Genomic DNA, 20,407 nt, shown 5'->3' on the forward strand with positions numbered 1-20,407 from the left:
GACACTGTCTTGTTAATAAGGCTAGGGAGTTACACCCTGGCTAAATTTAGTTTTGCTTGTTGTACCATTTTCTTGCGCGAGAAAATGATATGGCGGCGTTTGCCACCTACTTGGCGCCACAACACACATGACCGAATGCCGGCCAGCAGTAGGGCGCGTATTTTATATTGCGCACTGGTTTGTTGCAAAATTTCTGGCTTGCCAGAAACTTGGATTCTTGGGCCGAGTGGGCTGATGATGTCGCTGTAGACACTCGCTAGGTTCGCTATCACTTGTTCATCTTCAATGTTGAAGTGGGCTAACTGTCGTTTGACTTGTGTGATGCGTTCAGCCAGTAGATTCATTTGGTCGCCGCGTTTGGCCAATTTTTTTTCAAGGGCTAATAAGCCAATGACGTAACGGGTGATCATAATATGGCGTTGGTTATTTTGGTTCTCTAATTGATCCACTAAGACTTCAAAGCCAAGCTTGAGGTCCGCCATCGAGCCATACACGGCTAACGTAGAGTTAGGGTCGGTTGCCATTAATGAGTTTAAGCAACTCTTCATGGCATCGGGTTTACATTGGCCCGTGCGTGCCACTTCTTCAACTAAAGCCGCTGCTTGCCAAATGCCAGCAAAGGCGAGGGTACGATCTTGCAAATCTTGACTCATAGTTTACCTCGCTTCGCGGTATTGTTGATCGATGACAGCGCCGCCTAAACAGACCTCATCTAAGTAAAATACAGCGGACTGACCAGGAGTGACGGCTTTTTCCGGCTCGGCAAAAGTCACTGATAAACTGTCTTCGCCCGAGGGTGTTACTGTACATGCAACATCTTTAGAGCGGTAACGTGTTTTCACGGTGCATTGCAAAGGCTCGGTCAAGGGCTCTCGGGACACCCAATGCACTTGGGTTGCGTCAAAGCCGTAGGAAAATAACGCGGGGTGATTCGCCCCTTGGCCAACAATTAATACGTTGCGTTTCAAATCTTTTTCAACCACATACCAAGGTTCGCCACTGCCATCTTGCATGCCACCAATGTGCAGGCCTTTACGCTGACCTAGGGTGTGATACATCAAGCCCTGGTGCTCGCCAATCACTTCACCTTCGGAAGTTTCAATACTGCCTGGCTGGGCAGGTAAGTACTGTTGTAAAAAGTCGGTAAATTTACGCTCACCGATAAAGCAAATGCCCGTACTGTCTTTTTTATTGGCGGTGACCAAGTCTTGTTGTTCAGCAATGGCACGCACTTGAGGTTTTTCAATACCGCCGACAGGAAACAAGGTTTTACCTACTTGCTCATGACTCAAGGTATACAAAAAATAGCTTTGGTCTTTGTTTTGATCCAATCCTCGAAGCATTTGCCATTTGCCGTCCACTTGGCGGTTTTGCACATAGTGGCCCATGGCAATGAAATCTGCGCCGAGCTCTTCAGCGGTAAAGTCTAAAAAAGCTTTAAACTTGATTTCTTTATTGCACAGAATGTCCGGGTTGGGCGTGCGGCCGGCTTTGTACTCTTCGAGAAAGTGCTCAAACACGTTATCCCAATATTCAGCGGCGAAGTTGATGGTATGCAAATGAATGCCAAGTTTGTCACAGACGTCTTGGGCATCTTTTAAATCTTCAGCGGCAGCGCAGTATTCGTCGTTGTCGTCTTCTTCCCAGTTTTTCATGAACAAGCCTTCAACTTGATAGCCTTGTTGCAATAATAAATATGCGGACACCGAGGAGTCGACGCCACCTGACATACCAACGATGACTTTAGTTTGACTGTTGTCTTTCATAGCAACCTATAAATCCTGGGAAAAAACGGCGTGATTCTAACAAATATTTAGCGCCTAAGACAGCTTTGTGATCCAGTCGAGGTTATTTAACGCCGGTGCACTTTTAAACATTGCCATCTGGGTAGTATTTAAGCATTTCCATTGGTGCACGCTTGCCTTGTTCAAAGTCTTCGATCACTTCCAATACTAGGGCACTGCGCAGCTGGGTATGGCGCTCTTTTAATTGCTCTAAAGACAACCAGTGGCAGTTAATAATATCGTGATCTTGGGGCTTACAAGGGGGAGGCGCCGAGGTGAACTCATAACAATAGCAAAAGCGTAAGTAGGTGATGTGATTGTGCGGGCTGGTGAAAAGATAACAGCCGACCAAACCTTGAGGTTCGAGGGCCAAGCCTGTTTCTTCTAACACTTCGCGGCTAACAGCCTGATTCAACGATTCATTTGCTTCTAAATGCCCGGCGGGCTGGTTCAACACCACTCGACCTGCGTCGTGCTCTTCGACAAATAAGTACTTCTGCTTATATTTGATGATACAAGCGACGGTAACGTGGGGGGCGAACATGTTAATTTATCTCCTGATAGTGACCATTTTCAATGCCGTCAATGGTCCAATTGCCAATGCGATAGCGAATTAGACGTAAGGTAGGAAACCCTATGTGAGCCGTCATGCGTCGAACTTGGCGGTTTCGTCCTTCGCGAATAGTGATACTCAGCCAAGTTGTCGGGATGGATTTTCGCTCGCGAATTGGCGGCACTCTCGGCCATACCGTTGGCGCATTCATCACCTCAACTTTGGCTGGTAGTGTTAGGCCATCTTTTAACTCAACGCCACGTCGTAGCGCGTCTAAATCAAGCTCACTGGGCGCGCCTTCCACTTGTACCCAATAGGTTTTGCTGGTTTTAGCACTGGGTTGAGTGATTTTTGCTTGCAGCTTACCGTCGTTGGTTAGCAGTAATAAGCCTTCTGAATCGCGGTCAAGTCGGCCGGCGGCATAAACCCCTGGCACTTTAATGTAGTCCTTTAAGGTCGCGCGGTTATTATCGTCGGTGAATTGGCTTAATACGTCAAAAGGTTTATTGAATAAGATGACTTTGCGCGCTGCTGGGACCGTTTTAGATCCAGTCGGTTTTCTGACTGGGCGCGATTTTTGGGGCCTAGGATGGTATGGCTTGGGCATGAAGCAAAGTATTGGTTTAAGTACAGTGGCACGAGTATATCAAAGGCAGCTTAAAATGACCGGATAAGTTTACATCGATAACCGTTTAACATTGCCGGGTAAGCGGGATAACAGCGGGGAAGAGAAAAACGCAGATTTTCAACGTCAGATTGGTTAAACTAAAAAGCAGGCTAAGCCTGCTTTTTTAGTTCTCAGGTTATTTTTGCTCTACTGGGCAAATTTCCGTTGCGTGAGAGCCTTTTGGTCCGGCGTGAGTTTCAAACTGAACTTGTTGGCCCGCCTTTAATGTGCGGTAGCCTTCCATTTGTATCGTTGAGTAATGTGCAAAAATATCTTCACCACCTTCTTCTGCACAAATGAAACCAAAACCTTTCGCGTTGTTGAACCATTTAACCGTACCGGTTGCCATACTTCTGCATCCTTTTTATTGTAGAAATGAACTAAAAATTGTATGCCTTATTGCGTGTAAGCATTTACATGATGATTGTTGATATCATCAAGATATCAATTTAGTAAAAAAAATAGCATAGTCAAGACAGTGAAATTAACTTAATGATGTGTTTGTGATGTTAATCTAAAGCAAAAAACATTTTCGCGATCAGTAAACAGAGATACTAGTATTTTATTATGAGCAAGTTTCAGGAACCCGAACACGACAGTCAGGTCGCTGACGAAGTAAGAACCAAATTACAACCGCCATCGTTATATAAAGTAATACTGCTGAATGATGATTACACGCCGATGGATTTTGTGATAGAAGTGTTACAGAAGTTTTTCAATCTTGATATTGATAGTGCCACTCAAATCATGATGAATGTTCATTACCAAGGAAAAGGCGTTTGTGGTATTTACACTGCTGAGATAGCAGAAACAAAAGTAGTGCAAGTCAATAATTTTGCTCGTGAAAGCGAGCATCCTTTAATGTGCACTATGGAACAGGATTAAGTCCTATTAGTCTTCTTGTGGTTTTTTAGGGAGAGTCGCTTATGTTAAACAAAGAGCTAGAGCAAACACTCAACAATGCTTTTAAGCAAGCGCGAGAGAATCGTCATGAGTTTATGACGGTGGAGCATTTACTACTCGCATTATTAGATAACCCATCGGCGCATGAAGCCTTCGCCGCCTGTAGCGCAGACACAGAAAAATTACGCAAAGAGATCAACGATTTTATAGACCAAACCACACCTCTTATTCCTGAGCATGATTTAGAGCGTGAAACGCAACCCACGCTGGGTTTTCAAAGGGTGTTACAGCGAGCGGTATTTCACGTGCAATCTTCAGGCAATACCGAAGTGTCAGGCGCAAACGTGTTGGTTGCCATTTTCAGTGAGCAAGAGTCACAAGCTGTTTATTTTCTGAAAAAATCGGATATCTCTCGCCTCGATGTGGTGAACTTTTTATCCCACGGCATTCGCAAAGATGAAGGCGAAGAGGGCCATCACCATGTTGAAAGCAACAATGTGGAAGAAACAGCTGAAGAAGGTGGGGTAAAACTTGAGAATTACGCAGCCAACCTGAATGAGTTGGTGCTTGAAGGGCGTATTGATCCCCTGATTGGACGTGATAATGAGCTCAACCGCACAATACAGGTATTGTGTCGTCGTCGTAAAAATAACCCGTTGTTAGTGGGCGAGGCGGGCGTAGGTAAAACCGCCATCGCAGAAGGCTTGGCTTATCGCATTGTGCATAAAGAAGTGCCTGAAGTGATTGCAGACAGCACCATTTACTCGTTGGACATGGGCGCGTTACTTGCCGGCACCAAGTACCGCGGCGACTTTGAAAAACGTTTTAAAAACTTACTCAAGCAAATTGAGAAAAAAGACAACGCCATTTTATTCATCGATGAGATTCATACCATCATTGGCGCAGGAGCTGCTTCCGGTGGCCAAATGGACGCTGCGAATCTGATTAAACCCCTACTCAGCAATGGCTTGTTGCGCTGTATTGGTTCAACCACTTACCAAGAATTTTCACAAATTTTTGAAAAAGACCGCGCCTTAGCCAGACGTTTCCAAAAAGTGGATATCGTAGAGCCTTCTGTGGATGATACGACACGGATCTTGATGGGCCTTAAAGCCCGGTACGAAGAACATCACGATGTGCGTTATACGGCCAAAGCAATGCGGGCAGCGGCGGAGTTAAGCGCAAAATATATCAATGAGCGCCATTTACCCGATAAAGCCATTGATGTCATTGACGAAGCAGGGGCGCAGGTCAGATTACTGCCAGCCAGTCGTCGTAAAAAAACCATTGGCGTTAACGACATCGAAAACATCATTTCTAAGATTGCGCGTATTCCGGCTAAATCGGTCTCGGCTTCTGATAAAGACGTACTGAAAAACTTATCGCGGAATTTAAAAATGGTGGTGTTTGGCCAAGACAACGCCATCGAAGCATTGACAGACGCGATTCGGTTGAGTCGCTCTGGCTTAGGTCATGAAGCCAAGCCTGTCGGTTCGTTTTTGTTTGCGGGTCCCACAGGGGTTGGTAAAACGGAAGTCACCCAGCAAATTGCTAAAATAATGGGTGTTGAGCTGATCCGGTTCGACATGTCTGAGTACATGGAGCGCCATGCTGTCTCTCGTTTGATTGGGGCGCCTCCTGGCTACGTTGGTTATGACCAAGGGGGCTTATTAACAGATGCTGTGATCAAGCACCCCCACAGCGTGGTGCTGCTGGATGAAATAGAGAAAGCCCATAGCGACGTGTTCAATTTGTTGTTGCAGGTGATGGATCACGGCACGCTGACAGACAATAATGGCCGAAAAGCCGATTTCCGTAACGTAATTTTGGTGATGACGACCAACGCCGGCGTGCAACATACCACCAAGCAGAGCATTGGCTTTAAAGCACAAGACCAAAGCCATGACGCGTTGGAAGAAATCAACAGCGTATTCTCGCCAGAATTTAGGAACCGCCTCGATAATATTATTTGGTTTAACCACCTTGATATGGAAGTGATATATCAAGTGGTCGACAAATTTATCGTTGAGCTGCAAGCGCAGCTAGACAAAAAAGGTGTGTCGATGGTAGTGGACGATGCTGCCAGAGAGTGGCTAGCTCATAAAGGGTATGATAAAGCCATGGGCGCACGACCTATGTCTCGGGTGATCCAAGAGCAACTCAAAAAGCCATTGGCCAACGAAATTTTATTTGGCGACTTAGTGAGTGGTGGAGATGTCACGGTTAAGCTTAAGAAAGACAAGCTAACGTTTAAGTTTTCTAAAGTAGGGGAGCCAGCCTAACACCACTAAGGCTATCTCTGAGGGCTGTTAAGCGGCCACTAAGTCAAAAAAACCAGCGCATGCGCTGGTTTTTTTTGGCGAAGTGATTATCTTGCGCGGAACACAATGCGTCCTTTAGACAAATCATAAGGCGTTAAAGCCACCGTGACTTTGTCACCCGTAAGAATACGGATGTAGTTTTTACGCATTTTACCTGAAATGTGGGCTGTTACTACGTGGCCGTTTTCTAGCTCAACGCGGAACATAGTGTTTGGCAGTGTATCCAACACCGTACCTTGCATTTCAATATTATCTTCTTTCGCCATTGAATCCTCTATTTGCATGTTTGCTATTTTTTGACCGCCGCATAATGCCAGATTTGCTGCACAGGGTAAAGTTAAGGCGCCACTTTATTAGCGAAATTATGCCATTCTCCCTTGATTAATCGTTCATATGGCTTAAATCGAGTTTTGTAATTCATTTTTCTGCAATCATCCACTTGAAAGCCCAAGTATAACCAGCGCTTTTGTTGGCTTTGGGCAAACAGGATTTGCTGTAAGATGGCATAACTGCCAAGAGACCGGGTCTCGTAGTCAGGATCATAAAAAGTGTACATGGCGCTACAACTGTGGGGTAAATCATCGGTCACTGCCACCGCGATGAGTGTTTGTTCGTGATAAATTTCGATAAAACAGGGAGCCAGCCAATGGCAAATCACAAAGTGCTGATATTGCTTTTCGGTGGCTGGAAACATCGAACCGTCGGCATGACGAAGGTTGATGTATTTTTCGTATAAAGCGTAATAATGGGGTTGAATTGTGCGACTGACCCTGCAACTTAAGTCTTTGTTTTTATTAAGTAGTCTCTTTTGGCTTTTACTGGGCTTAAATGTTGAACAGTCTACTCTGACAGATTGGCACGCATGGCAACTAGCGCAATGAGGTCGGTATAAATCATCGCCGCTACGGCGAAAACCCAGAGCCAGTAGCTGTTCGTAGTCTGGCGCAGTGCGCATGGTGGCGTCCATTAACACCAAAAGCTGCTCTTGTTTATCAGGTAAATAACTGCAATCAGACTCGGGTGTGATTCCTACCTTTAATACTAGGTTACGCTTATCATTTGCTTGTTCCAGCATTCCTTGGTGACCTCCTGCTGCTTTAATTGAGCCAACTGCTTAAGGAACTGCGGCCTGCTCACGTCTTTTACGCCTAAAGTTTGCAAATGAGGGTTATCTAGCTGACAGTCAATCAGTTGCCCTCCATGACGGGAAAAGTGTTGGCACAGGCCAATGAACGCAAGCTTAGAGGCGTTAGTCTGGTGATGGAACATCGACTCGCCGCAGAACAGTTGCCCGACAGCAACGCCATATAGCCCGCCGACAAGTTGGTTTTGGTGCCAGCATTCAATGGAGTGAGCCATACCCGCATGGTGTAAGTCGATGTAGGCTTGGACCATTTGTGGCGTGATCCAAGTTCCTTCGCCTCGGCGCTGAGTATGAGCGCATGCTTCTATTACTTGAGTAAAGTCAAGATTGACCGTGATAGCAACCTGTTGGCGCTTAATATGTTTTCGCATAGTACGGCCTACATGGACCCGCTCGGGCGCTATTATTGCGCGCTCACTCGGGCTCCACCACAGGATAGGTTGACTGGCGTCAAACCAAGGGAAAATGCCATTTTGATATGCTTGTTTGAGTCTTGAGACCGATAAATCGCCGCCAACGGCGAGCAAACCGTCAGGCTCTGCTAAGGCGTGTGCGGGGTGTGGAAAATCCTGGGCGTCATCGGTTAATTCGGTTATAAATAAAGACATGGCTTAAGTTTGAGGCAAGTAGATGAAACTGATTTGGCTGCTAATTCCCATTATTGTAACCTGTTTTACCCCAGTGACTGCAAGTCCGTACCAGCGAAATGTGGCCAAGCCGGTGAACAAGGTTGCTTTCGCTAAAGTTGATAGTGTGCGCTACATCAATCAACAACAAATTCAACAATCACAGCATCAAGGTTGGAAAACATTATCAGGTGCCGCTATTGGTGGCTTGCTTGGTTATCAAATCGGGGATGGTACCGGGCAAATTGTGGCCACTGCCGTGGGCACTTTATTGGGAGCGGGCTTGGCACAGCAATACCAGCAACCACAAGTGAAAGATGTACGCTTGGTTGAAATGTTATTAACGTTAGAGCAGGGCGGGTTGGTCAATGTGGTACAAGACTATGATGCCAATATGTTGTTTAAAGCTGGCGACGCCGTGCGCTTGTTATACTTTGACGACGGCGTGCGCGTGGATCTGGCGTACTAAGCGTTAGAACTGCCCGTCGACATCGGCGAATACCTGATTTCTGCCGTTGTTTTTGGCTTCGTATAACAATTTGTCGGCGCGGTTGATTTGCGCTTCTAGTTGTTCTTCCAATACATTGGTCACGCCAAATGACGCGCTGATCCAAATCTCTTGATCTTCAGCGTGAATCGGCATTGCTGCCAACGTTTGTCGAAATTTGTCTAATCGCTCAGCGGCGTGCTGATTATCAAGTTCTGGCAACAATAAACAGAACTCTTCGCCGCCAAGGCGAGCGACTAAGCCGTTTGGAAAGCATTTAATGAGCATATTGGCAAAGTGTATCAGTACCACGTCTCCGGCGTCATGGCCGTAGGTATCATTGACTTCTTTAAAATGGTCTATGTCCATGATTGCTACTGCCAATTGCTTGCCAGATTGTAACGCGTGTTGGTGCAAGGCCGCACCTTGATTGTACAAGTAACGGCGATTATACAACTTGGTCATAAAATCCCGATTGGCAGAGTCTTGTATTTCTTCAATCAGTTCAATGTGCTCTAAGGTCTGATTAACGCGGCAGTAGAGCTCTTCGTGAATAAAAGGTTTGGAGAGAAAGTCGTTAGCGCCATGTTTGATAAAGCGGGCCGATAATGAAGCGTCATCGGCAGAAGAAATGCCGATAATGGCGAGCTCTTGCTTGTCTTTATTCTTGCGCAACTCTTTGACTAACGCAAAGCCGTCCATCTCGGGCATGTTGTAATCGGTGAGTAATACCTTGATGTCAGGCTCTTGATTTAGGATGGCTAATGCTTGCACCCCATTTTCTGCAGTAAACACCTGAAAAAGATGCTGTTTTAGTAAACTTGCTAGGTATTGACGTGATACTTTTGAGTCATCAGTAACCAAGATTTTCAAATATTGGTTTTTAAGCAAACGTTTCAGCAGGGTAATGGCATAGTTAAATGAGTAACTGCTGTCTTTGATAACATAATCAACCACACCCATGTCGAGCAACTTGCTGCGCATGTTCTCGTTATAGTCTGCGGTCAGCACTATGGTGGGTATTTGTTTCGATAAGGTTAATGCTGCGGCTTCACCGCTGAGGGCATCAGGCAGGTTTAAATCTACCATGGCAGCGAAGTAGCTATCAGCGCCATTGTCACTGATAAACTGGCTGCATTCTGCCATGGTTTCGGCAACGTCGACGGGTATATTTAACTGGCTTTCAATGACTTGTTGTAAAATTTTATTTACGGTTTTGCTGTCTTCTATGACCAGGATTTTTTTCATACCCGCACTCCATTATGGTTTTATTTTTGGTCGTTGAGGCCGTCTAAAAAGCGCTCTGCATCTAATGCTGCCATACAACCGCTGCCAGCAGAAGTAATTGCTTGGCGATATATATGATCTGAGACATCGCCCGCAGCAAATACACCTTCAATAGATGTTTGCGTCGCATTTCCTTCCGTGCCAGATTGGATTTTTAAATAACCGTCTTTCATTTCTAGCTGGCCTTCGAAAATTCCGGTGTTTGGGCTGTGACCAATAGCCACAAAGCAACCCATGACATCGATGGTTTCAGTCGCATCTGATTGGGTGTCTTTCACGCGTACTTGGGTTACGCCCATGTCATCCCCTAATACTTCGTCTAGGGTACGATTCAAGTGTAGAGTGATATTGCCATTTTCGACTTTATCCATCAGGCGCTTGGTTAAAATTTTCTCTGAACGGAAAGTGTCGCGACGATGAACTAAGTGCACTTCACTGGCGATGTTAGACAAATACAAAGCTTCTTCAACCGCAGTGTTACCACCACCAATGACGGCAACCTTCTGGTTTCTGTAAAAGAATCCATCACAAGTGGCACAGGCTGAAACGCCACGACCCTTAAAGGCTTCTTCAGAAGGCAGGCCTAAGTAACGTGCCGAGGCACCGGTTGCGATGATTAAAGAATCACAAGTATATTCACCGGAATCACCTTTTAAGGTGAATGGGCGCTGTTTGAGATCCACTTCATTAATATGGTCAAACAATATTTCAGTTTCAAAACGCTCAGCATGGGCTTTCATACGCTCCATTAGCGCAGGGCCCGTTAGACCTTCGGCGTCGCCAGGCCAGTTTTCAACTTCGGTTGTTGTTGTTAGCTGACCACCTTGTTGAATGCCGGTCACTAAAACAGGGTTAAGGTTTGCGCGTGCCGCGTAAACAGCCGCGGTATAACCCGCTGGTCCTGAACCTAAAATAAGTAATTTACAATGTTTGCTTTCGCTCATGTTTTGAGGTCTCTTCCTTAATGCTTGCGCCGATTGTAGGGAATTTCACTAAGCCGGTAAAGCGATGGCGATTGATAGCGAATAAAATATTGTAATGAGGCGGCTTTGCCCGCAAAACTCTGGGCTCTAAAAGAACAATTAGTTATATTTTATAAGTAAAAGAGCTGAAAATATCAGCTGCTTTTTAGAATATTTGATATATTTTTCGGCTCTTTGATGGCCAAATATGGCAAATCTAAGCTGTCTGCAACCTCTTGGCGACATATATGACCATTAATAACATTTAGGCCATTAAACAAGCCGGGATCATCGGCCATTGCTTGGCACAGTCCTTTTTCTGCTAACGCTATGATGTAAGGCAAGGTCGCGTTGTTTAATGCAAATGTGGCGGTGCGTGCCACTGCACCTGGCATATTGCTAACACAGTAATGTACTATGTTATCAATGATATAGGTTGGGTTCTCGTGAGTGGTGGGACGTGCGGTTTCGCAGCAACCACCTTGATCGATGGCAACGTCAACGATAACTGCGCCTGGTTTCATTTGTTTGACCATGTCCGCACTAATGAGTTTAGGGGCCGCCGCGCCTGGCACCAACACCGCACCTATCACTAAATCAGCTTCAAGCACGGCTTGTTGCAGGTTGTGGTTATTGGCATAAAGGGTGGTAACAGCATTACCATAGTCTTGGTCTATTTCCCTTAACACTTTGATATTTTTATCTAAAATGGTGACATTTGCCGCCATGCCGTGGGCAATTTTAAGGGCTCCTCGACCGACATTTCCTCCGCCAATGATCACCACTTTAGCCGCTGCTACGCCAGGAACACCTGCCAACAATAAACCCCGACCACCGGCAGATTTCTCTAGTGCCCTCGCACCCGCTTGGACCGACATACGGCCAGCGACTTCTGACATAGGCGCAAGCAGAGGTAAACCATTAAAAGCATCCGTAACAGTTTCATATGCTATACATACGGCCTTACTCTTGATAAGATCCTCCGCCTGATGCAGATCGGCTGCTAAATGTAAATAGGTGAACAGGATTTGATGTGGTTTGAGCTTTTGACGCTCTAATGGCTGAGGCTCCTTCACCTTGACTATCAAGTCAGATTTTGAGAATACATAGTCTGAGCTTGGTACTATTTTAGCGCCGGCTTTTTCGTATTGGTGGTCTGAAATATCTATGCCATGGCCGGCTTGTGTTTCAACTAAGACCTGATGTCCGAGTCGAATTAATTCAAGCACACTCGCAGGAATCAAACCAACTCGATATTCGTGGTTTTTAACTTCTTTGGGTACTCCAATGATCATAAAAACCTCACATGTATTTATGAAAATTTAAGGTTATTACGCTAGTATATTCTCTAAACTGTAGAGTATGCCACTATAATACAACTTTAGGCGTGATATTGTTTTACTGGGATGTAATTGAATGGAACTTTATAAATGATGGATGTTAACAGTAGACCTCTGAAAGACCTTGATCGTATCGATCGCAATATTCTAAACGAGCTACAAAAAGATGGCCGCATCTCGAATGTGGAGCTGTCTAAGCGTGTTGGCTTAAGCCCGACACCCTGTTTAGAAAGGGTACGCCGCCTTGAGCGCCAAGGATACATTAAAGGCTATACCGCCATTTTAAATCCGCTGTATCTAGATGCATCACTGCTGGTGTTTGTTGAAATTACATTAAACCGCGGCACGCCTGACGTGTTTGAGCAATTTAATGGCGCGGTGCAAGAATTGGAAGAAATCCAAGAGTGTCACCTTGTCTCCGGTGACTTCGACTATCTGCTTAAAACGCGCGTGAGCGACATGTCTGCTTACCGTAAACTGTTGGGCGAGACTCTTTTACGTCTACCGGGTGTGAATGACACACGTACGTATGTTGTGATGGAAGAAGTAAAACAGTCTAATTCTTTAGTGATTAAGACGCGTTAAGCTTTACCTGTTCAAACAAACAGTTAGAATATAAGAGCGGCTTTATGCCGCTTTTTTTGTTATTTGCCGCAGCATTCACCACAAGGAGCTGAGTTTGACTAAGGCTAAAACCCTGTCTTCATTATCAGGTATCGCGCGTATTCTAGAAGTGGGGCTGATTGCTTGCCACGGTTTCGCGATATTCATGATGCTATCTTTGGTCACTTTTCATCCTGCCGATCCTAGCTGGACGCAAACTGCTTGGGAAGGTTCGATCAGTAACTCAGGAGGCAGCGCTGGAGCCTGGCTGGCGGACATTTCTCTATTCATATTTGGGATCACCGCGTATTTATTGCCGTTTGTGATCGTGGGGGTAGCGTGGTTTTTGTTCTGGAAACCTAAAGGCTTATTTAAGCTCGATTATTTGGCTTTAGGGTTAAGGGTCATCGGCTTTTTATTTTTGGTGCTGGGCTTTACCGCGTTGGCGTCATTAAACTTTGACGACATTTACTATTTTTCAAGCGGCGGTGTGCTTGGCGATATTTTATCGCGCGCCATGGTGGAGTATTTTGGCTTATTAGGTTCAACCTTGGTGTTACTGTGTTTTATTGCGACAGGCTTTACCTTATTGACGGGCCTTTCTTGGTTGATGTTGATAGATAAATTGGGTGAGTGGATAATTCACTCAGCGCTATTTTTAGTCAATCTACCGCAAAAAATACAACAAGCGAGAGCCCGAAAAGATGAGCCGCAAGGGGCGGATAAAATTCTGTTTTCGGAGCAATTACCTGAAGCAGAATCGACAATGAAAGCACCGGAAGATAAGCCAAAGCTGCCGAGTTTAGAAAAGGTATTTGATGAAAATATACAGCTCAACCAAGGCAATGTGACAGACGCGGAACTTGCGGATGGTTTACCTGCGTTTTCAGCGCACTACGAACATAGCGATGAGCTAGACAATCAAGCTAACGTGATGGATGTGCCCTGGTTAGACGAAGATGCGGCTGGCCATATGGACGTTGTTGCCGAAGATAATTTAGAGAGCCACATTGAGTCGGTGCAAAAATCGGTGGCGGCGAAAGGGCAGTTTGACAAAGCGGGGCAGCAAAATCCTCCGGAAGAAAAACAGGCGCCTAGTGTGGGGGATATTCACCAACTTACGCCAGAGGTCACGCCTCATTCACCTGTGACACCTGTTGCAACAACTGACTTACCTGCGGCAACTGCAGCCCATGATGGGCAAGATTTAACGCCTGAAGACCCGGCTATTTTCCCGGCTCATTCGTCACTGGATACCAATGATGACGCTCGGCAAGAAAATGCCACGCCGCCGGCTGTGGCCCAGCTAGTCAACCCAAATAGCAATACGCCAAGCTTAGAAGAAGCCATTAAAGCGGTCGAAGCGAAAAAGAACCTGCCGCCTTTAGCCCCCTTACCATCCATCGATTTATTGGACCGCCCTAATAAGGCTGAAAACCCGATTAGCCAAGAAGAGTTGGATCAAGTATCCCGTTTGGTGGAAGCGAAGTTATTGGACTTTAATGTGCAAGCTCAAGTGGTAGCCGTGTTCCCTGGACCTGTGATTACCCGCTTTGAATTGGATCTCGCGCCGGGTATTAAGGTCAGCAAAATAACCGGCTTATCGAAAGATCTCGCGCGCGCGCTATCGGCGATGAGTGTGCGGGTCGTAGAGGTGATCCCTGGCAAGTCTTACATAGGATTAGAGCTGCCTAACCGGCACCGTGAAACGGTATTTTTACGTGAAGTACTTGACTGCCAAGCGTTCCAAAGCAACGCGTCGCCTCTTAGCATGGTGCTCGGCAGTGATATTGCCGGTAAACCTGTGGTGGTAGACTTAGCCAAAATGCCGCACCTGTTGGTTGCGGGTACTACGGGCTCAGGTAAGTCGGTCGGGGTGAACTGTATGATAGTGAGTTTATTGTACAAGTCATCGCCAGAAGACGTGCGCATGATCATGATAGATCCGAAAATGTTAGAGCTCTCTGTCTACGAAGGTATTCCGCACTTATTATCTGAAGTGGTGACGGATATGAAGGAAGCCGCCAATGCGCTGCGTTGGTGTGTAGGGGAGATGGAGCGTCGATATAAGCTGATGTCAGCGGTGGGTGTCCGTAACCTCAAAGGTTACAATGCTAAAGTCGAAGCCGGAATTGAAGCGGGCACGCCACTTTGCGATCCACTATGGAAACCCGGTGACAGCATGGACGAAACCGCTCCTGAGCTGGAGAAACTGCCTCACATAGTGGTGGTGGTCGATGAATTTGCTGACATGATGATGATTGTGGGTAAAAAAGTGGAAGAGTTGATTGCTCGCATCGCGCAAAAAGCGCGCGCTGCCGGTATACACTTGATCTTGGCGACTCAACGTCCCTCTGTTGATGTTATAACTGGCTTGATTAAAGCCAACATACCAACGCGCATCGCGTTTCAAGTGTCCAGCAAAATTGACTCTCGAACCATACTCGACCAGCAGGGCGCTGAATCATTATTGGGTATGGGTGATATGCTTTATATGCCACCAGGCACGAGCGTACCGACTCGGGTACACGGTGCATTTGTGGATGACCATGAAGTACATAAAGTAGTCGCCGACTGGAAACTGCGTGGTGAGCCTAACTACATTGAAGATATTTTAAACGGCGAACCGACAGCAGAAAATATGTTGCCTGGCGAAGTGGCTGAAGCAGATGAAGAAATGGACGCCTTTTATGACGAAGCGGTGGCGTTTGTAACCGAAACTCGTCGTGGTTCTGTGTCTGGTGTTCAACGTAAATTTAAGATAGGTTATAACCGCGCCGCACGTATTGTAGAGCAAATGGAACTACAAGGCATTGTTAGCGCGCCCGGTCATAACGGTAACCGCGAAGTGCTCGCGCCGCCTCCGCCTCCTAGGAATTAATATGAAAAAATTACAACTACTTGTTTCTTCATTGTGTTTATTTAGCTCTGCCGTATTGGCAGACGTGCAGCAGGAGCTACAACAAAAGCTGCAATCTGTGGCGCAGTTTAATGCCCAGTTTAATCAACAAGTACTGGATGCTGACGGAGAAGTGATTCAGCAGGCCAAAGGTGAGCTGACCGTCTCTCGCCCAGACAGGTTCAAATGGCAAGTTACAGAGCCAGATGAAGAGTTAGTCGTGTCAAACGGCAATACGGTTTGGATTTATAGCCCGTTTGTAGAGCAAGTGACCTTGCTCGACCAAGCCACTGCTATTGAAGGAACGCCGTTTCTGCTGCTGGCCAGCAGCGACCCAAAGATTTGGCAGAAGTTTGATGTGAGTAAAAAAGGCCAAACATACACAATCACGCAAGATAACCCAGACGCTGTGATTGCCGAGTTTGTGATGACTTTTAATGCCAAGGGTGAGCTGGCTGCATTTTCGGTAAAGGAAGCGCAAGGGCAAAGCAGTGAATTTAGCCTGAGTGAATTTAGTACTCAAGGTAACTATCAAAAGTCAGACTTTGAATTTATCGTACCTCAAGGCGTAGAGATCGACGACCAAAGATAATGAGCAATATGGATCTGGACTTTGCACCAGACTTTCGGCCTTTGGCTGCTCGCCTTAGGCCGTCAAAGCTAGACAACTATGTCGGTCAGCAGCACTTGCTTGGCCCAGGGCAGCCTTTGCGCCAGGCTCTTGAAGCTGGCTATTGCCACTCTATGATCTTATGGGGCCCTCCTGGCACAGGTAAAACAACCTTGGCTGAGTTAGCGGCGCAATATTGCGACGCTAAAGTGGAGCGACTTTCGGCGGTGACTTCCGGCGTAAAAGATATCCGCGCCGCGATTGATCAAGCGAAACTAAATGGTCAGCAAGGCTACCGTACACTCTTGTTCGTTGATGAGGTACACCGTTTTAATAAAAGTCAGCAAGACGCATTTTTGCCTTTTATTGAAGACGGCACCGTCACATTTATTGGCGCGACCACTGAAAATCCTTCTTTTGAGCTCAATAATGCCCTGTTATCCCGAGCGCGGGTGTACGTTTTAAAAAAACTCAGCGCTGAAGATTGTCAGCAATTACTGACCCGAGCGTTAGCGGAAGGCTTTGATGGTCAAGATATTACTTTGGATCAAGGCGTGGCTGATAAGCTCATTGCATTAGCCGGGGGAGATGGTCGTAAAGCCCTTAATTTTATCGAGCTGATGGTGGACATGGCCACGGCAGAGGATGGCCGAAAATGCCTTACACTGGCGCTGCTTACCGCTGTTGCAGGGCGCCAAGCCGGCAGTTTCGATAAGCAGGGAGATTTATATTACGACTTGATCTCAGCGTTACATAAATCCATTCGTGGCTCAGCCCCTGACGCGGCGCTTTATTGGTATGCCAGAATGCTGACCGCAGGGTGTGACCCTCTTTATATTGCCAGACGTTTATTGGCTATCGCTTCAGAAGATGTGGGAAACGCCGATCCAAGAGCGATGCAGATTGCAGTTTCTGCTTGGGACTGTTACAGCAGAGTAGGCGCCGCCGAGGGTGAACGCGCTATTGCTCAAGCTATCGTATATTTAGCGTGCGCAGCCAAAAGTAACGCCGTCTATACTGCGTTCAAAGCCGCCATGGTAGACGCCAGAGAGCACGGCGAACTTGATGTACCAGTACATTTACGTAACGCGCCAACCAAGTTAATGAGTGAGCTGGGCTATGGCGCCGAGTATCGCTATGCCCATGATGAAGCTAACGCTTACGCCGCGGGGGAAAACTATTTTCCCGATGCCCTTAAAGCACAACGTTATTACTACCCCGAGCCTCGTGGCTTAGAAATACAGTTACAAGAGAAATTGGCGCGCTTGGCGCAGTGGGACCAAGCCAGTGAACGTAAACGTTATGATGAGTGAGTAAAACAATGAACAGTTTAGCGGCGTTGGGTTTTGTAGCAATGGGGGGAGCAATGGGAGCTTGCCTGCGATTTGTTATCAGCAATTGGGCACTTAGCGCCTTTGGAAAGGGCTTTCCTTTTGGTACACTTATCGTCAATGTGGTCGGGTCATTGATGATGGGTATGATTTTTATGCTATTAGAACAAAATATCATCAACAGCCACCCGTGGAAGCAGATTATTGGGGTGGGCTTTTTAGGCGCACTCACTACTTTTTCTACTTTCTCAATGGACAGCTTGTTGTTAATTCAGCAAGGCGAATTATTAAAAGCCATTCTTAACGTTGTTATTAATGTGGTGGTGTGTATCACCGCGGCATGGATTGGCACTCAACTCATTTTAAAAAGTTAAACGTAAGGTTAAACATGTTAGATCCAAAATTTTTACGCGGCGATTTGCAAGGGGTCGCTGATCAGCTGGCCACGCGCGGTTTCCAGTTAGACGTAGCCAAACTTACTGAATTAGAAACAGAGCGTAAAGCGCTACAGGTAAAAACAGAATCCTTACAAGCAGAAAGAAACAGCCGTTCTAAGTCCATTGGTGCCGCAGCAAAGCGTGGTGAAGACATTGCTCCTTTACGTGCTGAGATGGCGCAATTGGGTGAAGATTTAGACGCAGCTAAACAGCGTCTAACCGACTTGTTAGCGGAGATTAACGAGCTCTCGCTTAGCATCCCTAACTTGCCACATGAGTCTGTGCCGGTAGGCAAAGATGAAGACGAAAACGTTGAGATCCGTCGTTGGGGTGAGCCAAAACAATTCGACTTTGAAGTCAAAGATCACGTTGACTTGGGTGAAGCGTTAGGCGGGTTAGATTTTCAAAGTGCCGTGAAGTTGACCGGCTCTCGCTTTATCGTCATGCAAGGGCAAATTGCCAAGTTGCACCGTGCGTTAGCGCAGTTTATGCTAGACGTGCATACCACTGAGCACGGTTACACGGAAATGTATGTGCCTTATTTGGTCAATGCAGATAGTTTATACGGCACGGGTCAATTGCCAAAGTTTGGCGGTGATTTATTTCATACCAAACCCGCTACCGAAGAAGGCCAGGGCCTTTCTTTGATCCCAACTGCGGAAGTGCCTTTGACCAATATGGCGCGAGATGAAATTTTTGCTGCCAACGACTTGCCGATCAAAATGACGGCGCATACGCCTTGCTTTCGCAGTGAAGCGGGCTCCTATGGTCGAGATACCCGTGGTTTGATTCGCCAACATCAATTTGACAAAGTCGAAATGGTCCAGCTGGTTCACCCTGAGCAAAGCTTCCAAGCATTGGATGAACTGACTCAACACGCTGAAGCTATTTTGCAAAAGCTGGAGTTACCTTATCGAGTGATGTCACTGTGTACCGGTGACATGGGCTTTGGCGCCACTAAAACGTTTGATTTAGAAGTGTGGTTACCGGCTCAAGACACTTACCGAGAAATTTCGTCTTGTTCTAACGTGGGAGACTTCCAAGCTCGTCGTTTGCAAGCGCGTTTTCGCCCTGAAGGTGCCAAGAAACCGGAATTGCTGCATACCTTAAATGGCTCAGGTTTGGCGGTAGGTCGAACCTTGGTGGCGATCTTAGAAAACTATCAGCTTGAAGATGGCCGCATTGAAGTGCCTACTGCGTTGCAGCAATACATGGGCGGTCTTACCCATTTAGGTTAATGGCATGGTGAGCAAGCGTCAATAAATACGGCGCACGCGAAATACCTCTTAATCTTACAAAGCCAGCATAATTGCTGGCTTTTTTTGGCTTTGATAAAAGCCGAGAGATTATCAGATTCGAGGGCAGCTGCTGTTTATCACTTTTTCCCCCTTTTTATTGTCTGCTAAGCTAACTACAACCAAGGAGATGATGATGCAAACAAATGATTATCAATGCCTCTCGCCAGAGGCTTTAGCACAAGCGATAGGTGACCTGCCAGGTTGGCAAATTACCGCTCAAGGGCTACATAAAGTGTTTACCTTAAAAGACTTTTCGCGGGCTTTTGCATTTATGACGCAAGTTGCGATGATTGCAGAGACTTACAACCATCACCCAGACTGGAGTAACAGTTATCACAGGGTAGAAATCTACTTATTTCATCACCAACTTAAGTGTATCAGTGAGCTGGATGTAATATTGGCCACGCGCATTGAGCAATTACTGCCGTCGCATTAGCAATTCTTGTCTCAAAATCGCCGTGGACTGCCATACATCAGTAACATCTGCGACGAAATGATTTTTCAATCTGTGTATTTATTTTCATTTTTTATTACGACTTCACTCTTGTCATGGGGTTCAGGCCCTTTTCATTGCTTGCTTAGCACGGTCAACCATGGCTTGTTACACCTTATGTCGGCTGCTATCAGCGTCAAAGACAGTCTTTTTATCCTCTTTTCGTTTGTGCTCGCCTGTGACGATAGCAAGCATTGCCACTATGGTAGCGCTATCAGTAGGTTTTGTTGCCTGCTGCGTATGCTTTAAGGACAGTGAAGCACGGATTTGGTGAATTTTCCTCTGTTAGGGCGCCTAAATACCCAGCGATAAAATTACACAAAAGCGACACTGTTATAGAAATGTTAATGGCTAAGACCTTTTGCCTTGATGTTTTTGTGAACTGAGCATTTTTAATGTGGGACGTTTAGTAAAAAAAAGCGGGATTTTGACACCATTCAATTTTTTTCACTAACAGAAGTTAATCTTTCATTTCTTCTGAGTAGAAATTGAAATTCATTTAAAAACAATGATTTGCATATATTTTGAGGTCATATTTATCCTTTGAATGTTATCCATGATAGCGATTCATGAGGGCAATTAGCCATGTCTGATAACTGCAAGCATTTTCCTGTTACTTGTTTGTAAACTGTGTGACAAGTTAATGACCAAGCTCAACGTCT

Annotated in this window: 21 protein-coding genes; 10 read left to right on the forward strand and 11 right to left on the reverse strand. The window is 46.1% G+C overall.

Annotated features, from left to right (window positions below):
• Nucleotides 1-29 precede the first annotated feature (29 nt).
• The 5 genes from hflD to cspD all read right to left on the reverse strand — a co-directional run bounded on the left by hflD (nucleotide 30) and on the right by cspD (nucleotide 3,353).
• Nucleotides 30-653: a high frequency lysogenization protein HflD gene (gene hflD, locus D1Z90_RS07595; protein ID WP_119910153.1), complete on the reverse strand. Its 624-nt coding sequence runs from the start codon at nucleotides 651-653 to the stop codon at nucleotides 30-32.
• Between the two features lie 3 nt (nucleotides 654-656).
• Nucleotides 657-1,766 (reverse strand): tRNA 2-thiouridine(34) synthase MnmA, encoded by a 1,110-nt coding sequence (gene mnmA / locus D1Z90_RS07600; RefSeq protein ID WP_119910154.1) that lies wholly within the window; start codon nucleotides 1,764-1,766, stop codon nucleotides 657-659.
• Between the two features lie 103 nt (nucleotides 1,767-1,869).
• Nucleotides 1,870-2,328: an NUDIX hydrolase gene (locus tag D1Z90_RS07605; protein ID WP_119910155.1), complete on the reverse strand. Its 459-nt coding sequence runs from the start codon at nucleotides 2,326-2,328 to the stop codon at nucleotides 1,870-1,872.
• A 1-nt stretch (nucleotide 2,329) separates the two neighbouring features.
• Nucleotides 2,330-2,944: a pseudouridine synthase gene (locus D1Z90_RS07610; RefSeq protein WP_119910156.1), complete on the reverse strand. Its 615-nt coding sequence runs from the start codon at nucleotides 2,942-2,944 to the stop codon at nucleotides 2,330-2,332.
• 196 nt (nucleotides 2,945-3,140) lie between these two features.
• Nucleotides 3,141-3,353, reverse strand: coding sequence for a cold shock domain-containing protein CspD (cspD, locus tag D1Z90_RS07615; RefSeq protein ID WP_119910157.1), 213 nt, complete (start codon nucleotides 3,351-3,353; stop codon nucleotides 3,141-3,143).
• Nucleotides 3,354-3,571: 218 nt separating this feature from the next.
• Between cspD and clpS the strand changes: the two genes are divergently transcribed.
• The gene (gene clpS, locus D1Z90_RS07620) at nucleotides 3,572-3,889 is read left to right on the forward strand and encodes an ATP-dependent Clp protease adapter ClpS (RefSeq protein ID WP_119910158.1); all 318 of its coding nucleotides are present in this window, start codon (nucleotides 3,572-3,574) and stop codon (nucleotides 3,887-3,889) included.
• Between the two features lie 41 nt (nucleotides 3,890-3,930).
• On the forward strand, nucleotides 3,931-6,189 hold the full coding sequence (clpA, locus tag D1Z90_RS07625; protein ID WP_119910159.1) for an ATP-dependent Clp protease ATP-binding subunit ClpA: 2,259 nt from the start codon (nucleotides 3,931-3,933) through the stop codon (nucleotides 6,187-6,189).
• A gap of 86 nt (nucleotides 6,190-6,275) precedes the next feature.
• On the opposite strand, the gene infA is transcribed toward clpA, so the two are convergent.
• The 3 genes from infA to aat form a co-directional block, all read right to left on the reverse strand.
• Nucleotides 6,276-6,494, reverse strand: a complete 219-nt coding sequence (gene infA, locus D1Z90_RS07630) for a translation initiation factor IF-1 (RefSeq protein ID WP_119910160.1) — start codon at nucleotides 6,492-6,494, stop codon at nucleotides 6,276-6,278.
• Between the two features lie 71 nt (nucleotides 6,495-6,565).
• The gene (locus tag D1Z90_RS07635; protein ID WP_119910161.1) at nucleotides 6,566-7,303 is read right to left on the reverse strand and encodes an arginyltransferase; all 738 of its coding nucleotides are present in this window, start codon (nucleotides 7,301-7,303) and stop codon (nucleotides 6,566-6,568) included.
• A complete protein-coding gene (gene aat, locus D1Z90_RS07640) occupies nucleotides 7,270-7,980 on the reverse strand; it encodes a leucyl/phenylalanyl-tRNA--protein transferase (RefSeq protein WP_119910162.1) in 711 nt (236 codons plus the stop codon). The genes D1Z90_RS07635 and aat overlap by 34 nt, the downstream gene beginning before the upstream one ends.
• A gap of 22 nt (nucleotides 7,981-8,002) precedes the next feature.
• Between aat and D1Z90_RS07645 the strand changes: the two genes are divergently transcribed.
• A complete protein-coding gene (locus D1Z90_RS07645; protein WP_119910163.1) occupies nucleotides 8,003-8,467 on the forward strand; it encodes an outer membrane lipoprotein in 465 nt (154 codons plus the stop codon).
• 3 nt (nucleotides 8,468-8,470) lie between these two features.
• On the opposite strand, the gene D1Z90_RS07650 is transcribed toward D1Z90_RS07645, so the two are convergent.
• From D1Z90_RS07650 to ald, 3 genes are all read right to left on the reverse strand, one after another.
• Nucleotides 8,471-9,733, reverse strand: coding sequence for a diguanylate cyclase domain-containing protein (locus tag D1Z90_RS07650; protein ID WP_119910164.1), 1,263 nt, complete (start codon nucleotides 9,731-9,733; stop codon nucleotides 8,471-8,473).
• A 20-nt stretch (nucleotides 9,734-9,753) separates the two neighbouring features.
• Nucleotides 9,754-10,716: a thioredoxin-disulfide reductase gene (gene trxB, locus D1Z90_RS07655; RefSeq protein WP_119910165.1), complete on the reverse strand. Its 963-nt coding sequence runs from the start codon at nucleotides 10,714-10,716 to the stop codon at nucleotides 9,754-9,756.
• 173 nt (nucleotides 10,717-10,889) lie between these two features.
• Nucleotides 10,890-12,029 (reverse strand): alanine dehydrogenase, encoded by a 1,140-nt coding sequence (ald, locus tag D1Z90_RS07660; protein WP_119910166.1) that lies wholly within the window; start codon nucleotides 12,027-12,029, stop codon nucleotides 10,890-10,892.
• Nucleotides 12,030-12,164: 135 nt separating this feature from the next.
• Here ald and lrp point away from each other — a divergent pair, with 135 nt between their 5' ends.
• The 7 genes from lrp (at nucleotide 12,165) to D1Z90_RS07695 (ending at nucleotide 19,688) form a co-directional block, all read left to right on the forward strand.
• Complete coding sequence (gene lrp, locus D1Z90_RS07665; RefSeq protein WP_119910167.1) at nucleotides 12,165-12,659, forward strand: leucine-responsive transcriptional regulator Lrp; 495 nt, start codon at nucleotides 12,165-12,167, stop codon at nucleotides 12,657-12,659.
• A 94-nt stretch (nucleotides 12,660-12,753) separates the two neighbouring features.
• Nucleotides 12,754-15,558 (forward strand): DNA translocase FtsK, encoded by a 2,805-nt coding sequence (locus tag D1Z90_RS07670; RefSeq protein ID WP_438941742.1) that lies wholly within the window; start codon nucleotides 12,754-12,756, stop codon nucleotides 15,556-15,558.
• Nucleotide 15,559: 1 nt separating this feature from the next.
• Nucleotides 15,560-16,168 carry an outer membrane lipoprotein periplasmic chaperone LolA gene (lolA, locus tag D1Z90_RS07675; protein WP_119910168.1) on the forward strand — a complete coding sequence of 203 codons (609 nt, stop codon included), beginning with the start codon at nucleotides 15,560-15,562 and terminating at the stop codon, nucleotides 16,166-16,168.
• On the forward strand, nucleotides 16,168-17,499 hold the full coding sequence (locus D1Z90_RS07680; protein WP_119910169.1) for a replication-associated recombination protein A: 1,332 nt from the start codon (nucleotides 16,168-16,170) through the stop codon (nucleotides 17,497-17,499). The genes lolA and D1Z90_RS07680 overlap by 1 nt, the downstream gene beginning before the upstream one ends.
• 8 nt (nucleotides 17,500-17,507) lie before the next feature.
• Entirely contained in the window at nucleotides 17,508-17,891 is a 384-nt protein-coding gene (crcB, locus tag D1Z90_RS07685) for a fluoride efflux transporter CrcB (RefSeq protein WP_119910170.1), read from the forward strand.
• A 14-nt stretch (nucleotides 17,892-17,905) separates the two neighbouring features.
• Complete coding sequence (serS, locus tag D1Z90_RS07690; protein WP_119910171.1) at nucleotides 17,906-19,192, forward strand: serine--tRNA ligase; 1,287 nt, start codon at nucleotides 17,906-17,908, stop codon at nucleotides 19,190-19,192.
• Between the two features lie 193 nt (nucleotides 19,193-19,385).
• Nucleotides 19,386-19,688, forward strand: a complete 303-nt coding sequence (locus D1Z90_RS07695; protein WP_119910172.1) for a 4a-hydroxytetrahydrobiopterin dehydratase — start codon at nucleotides 19,386-19,388, stop codon at nucleotides 19,686-19,688.
• The last annotated feature ends 719 nt before the right edge of the window (nucleotides 19,689-20,407 follow it).

It is taken from the genome of Motilimonas pumila (assembly GCF_003596335.1).
GTDB classification, from domain to species: Bacteria; Pseudomonadota; Gammaproteobacteria; order Enterobacterales; family CBDFNC01; genus Motilimonas; species Motilimonas pumila.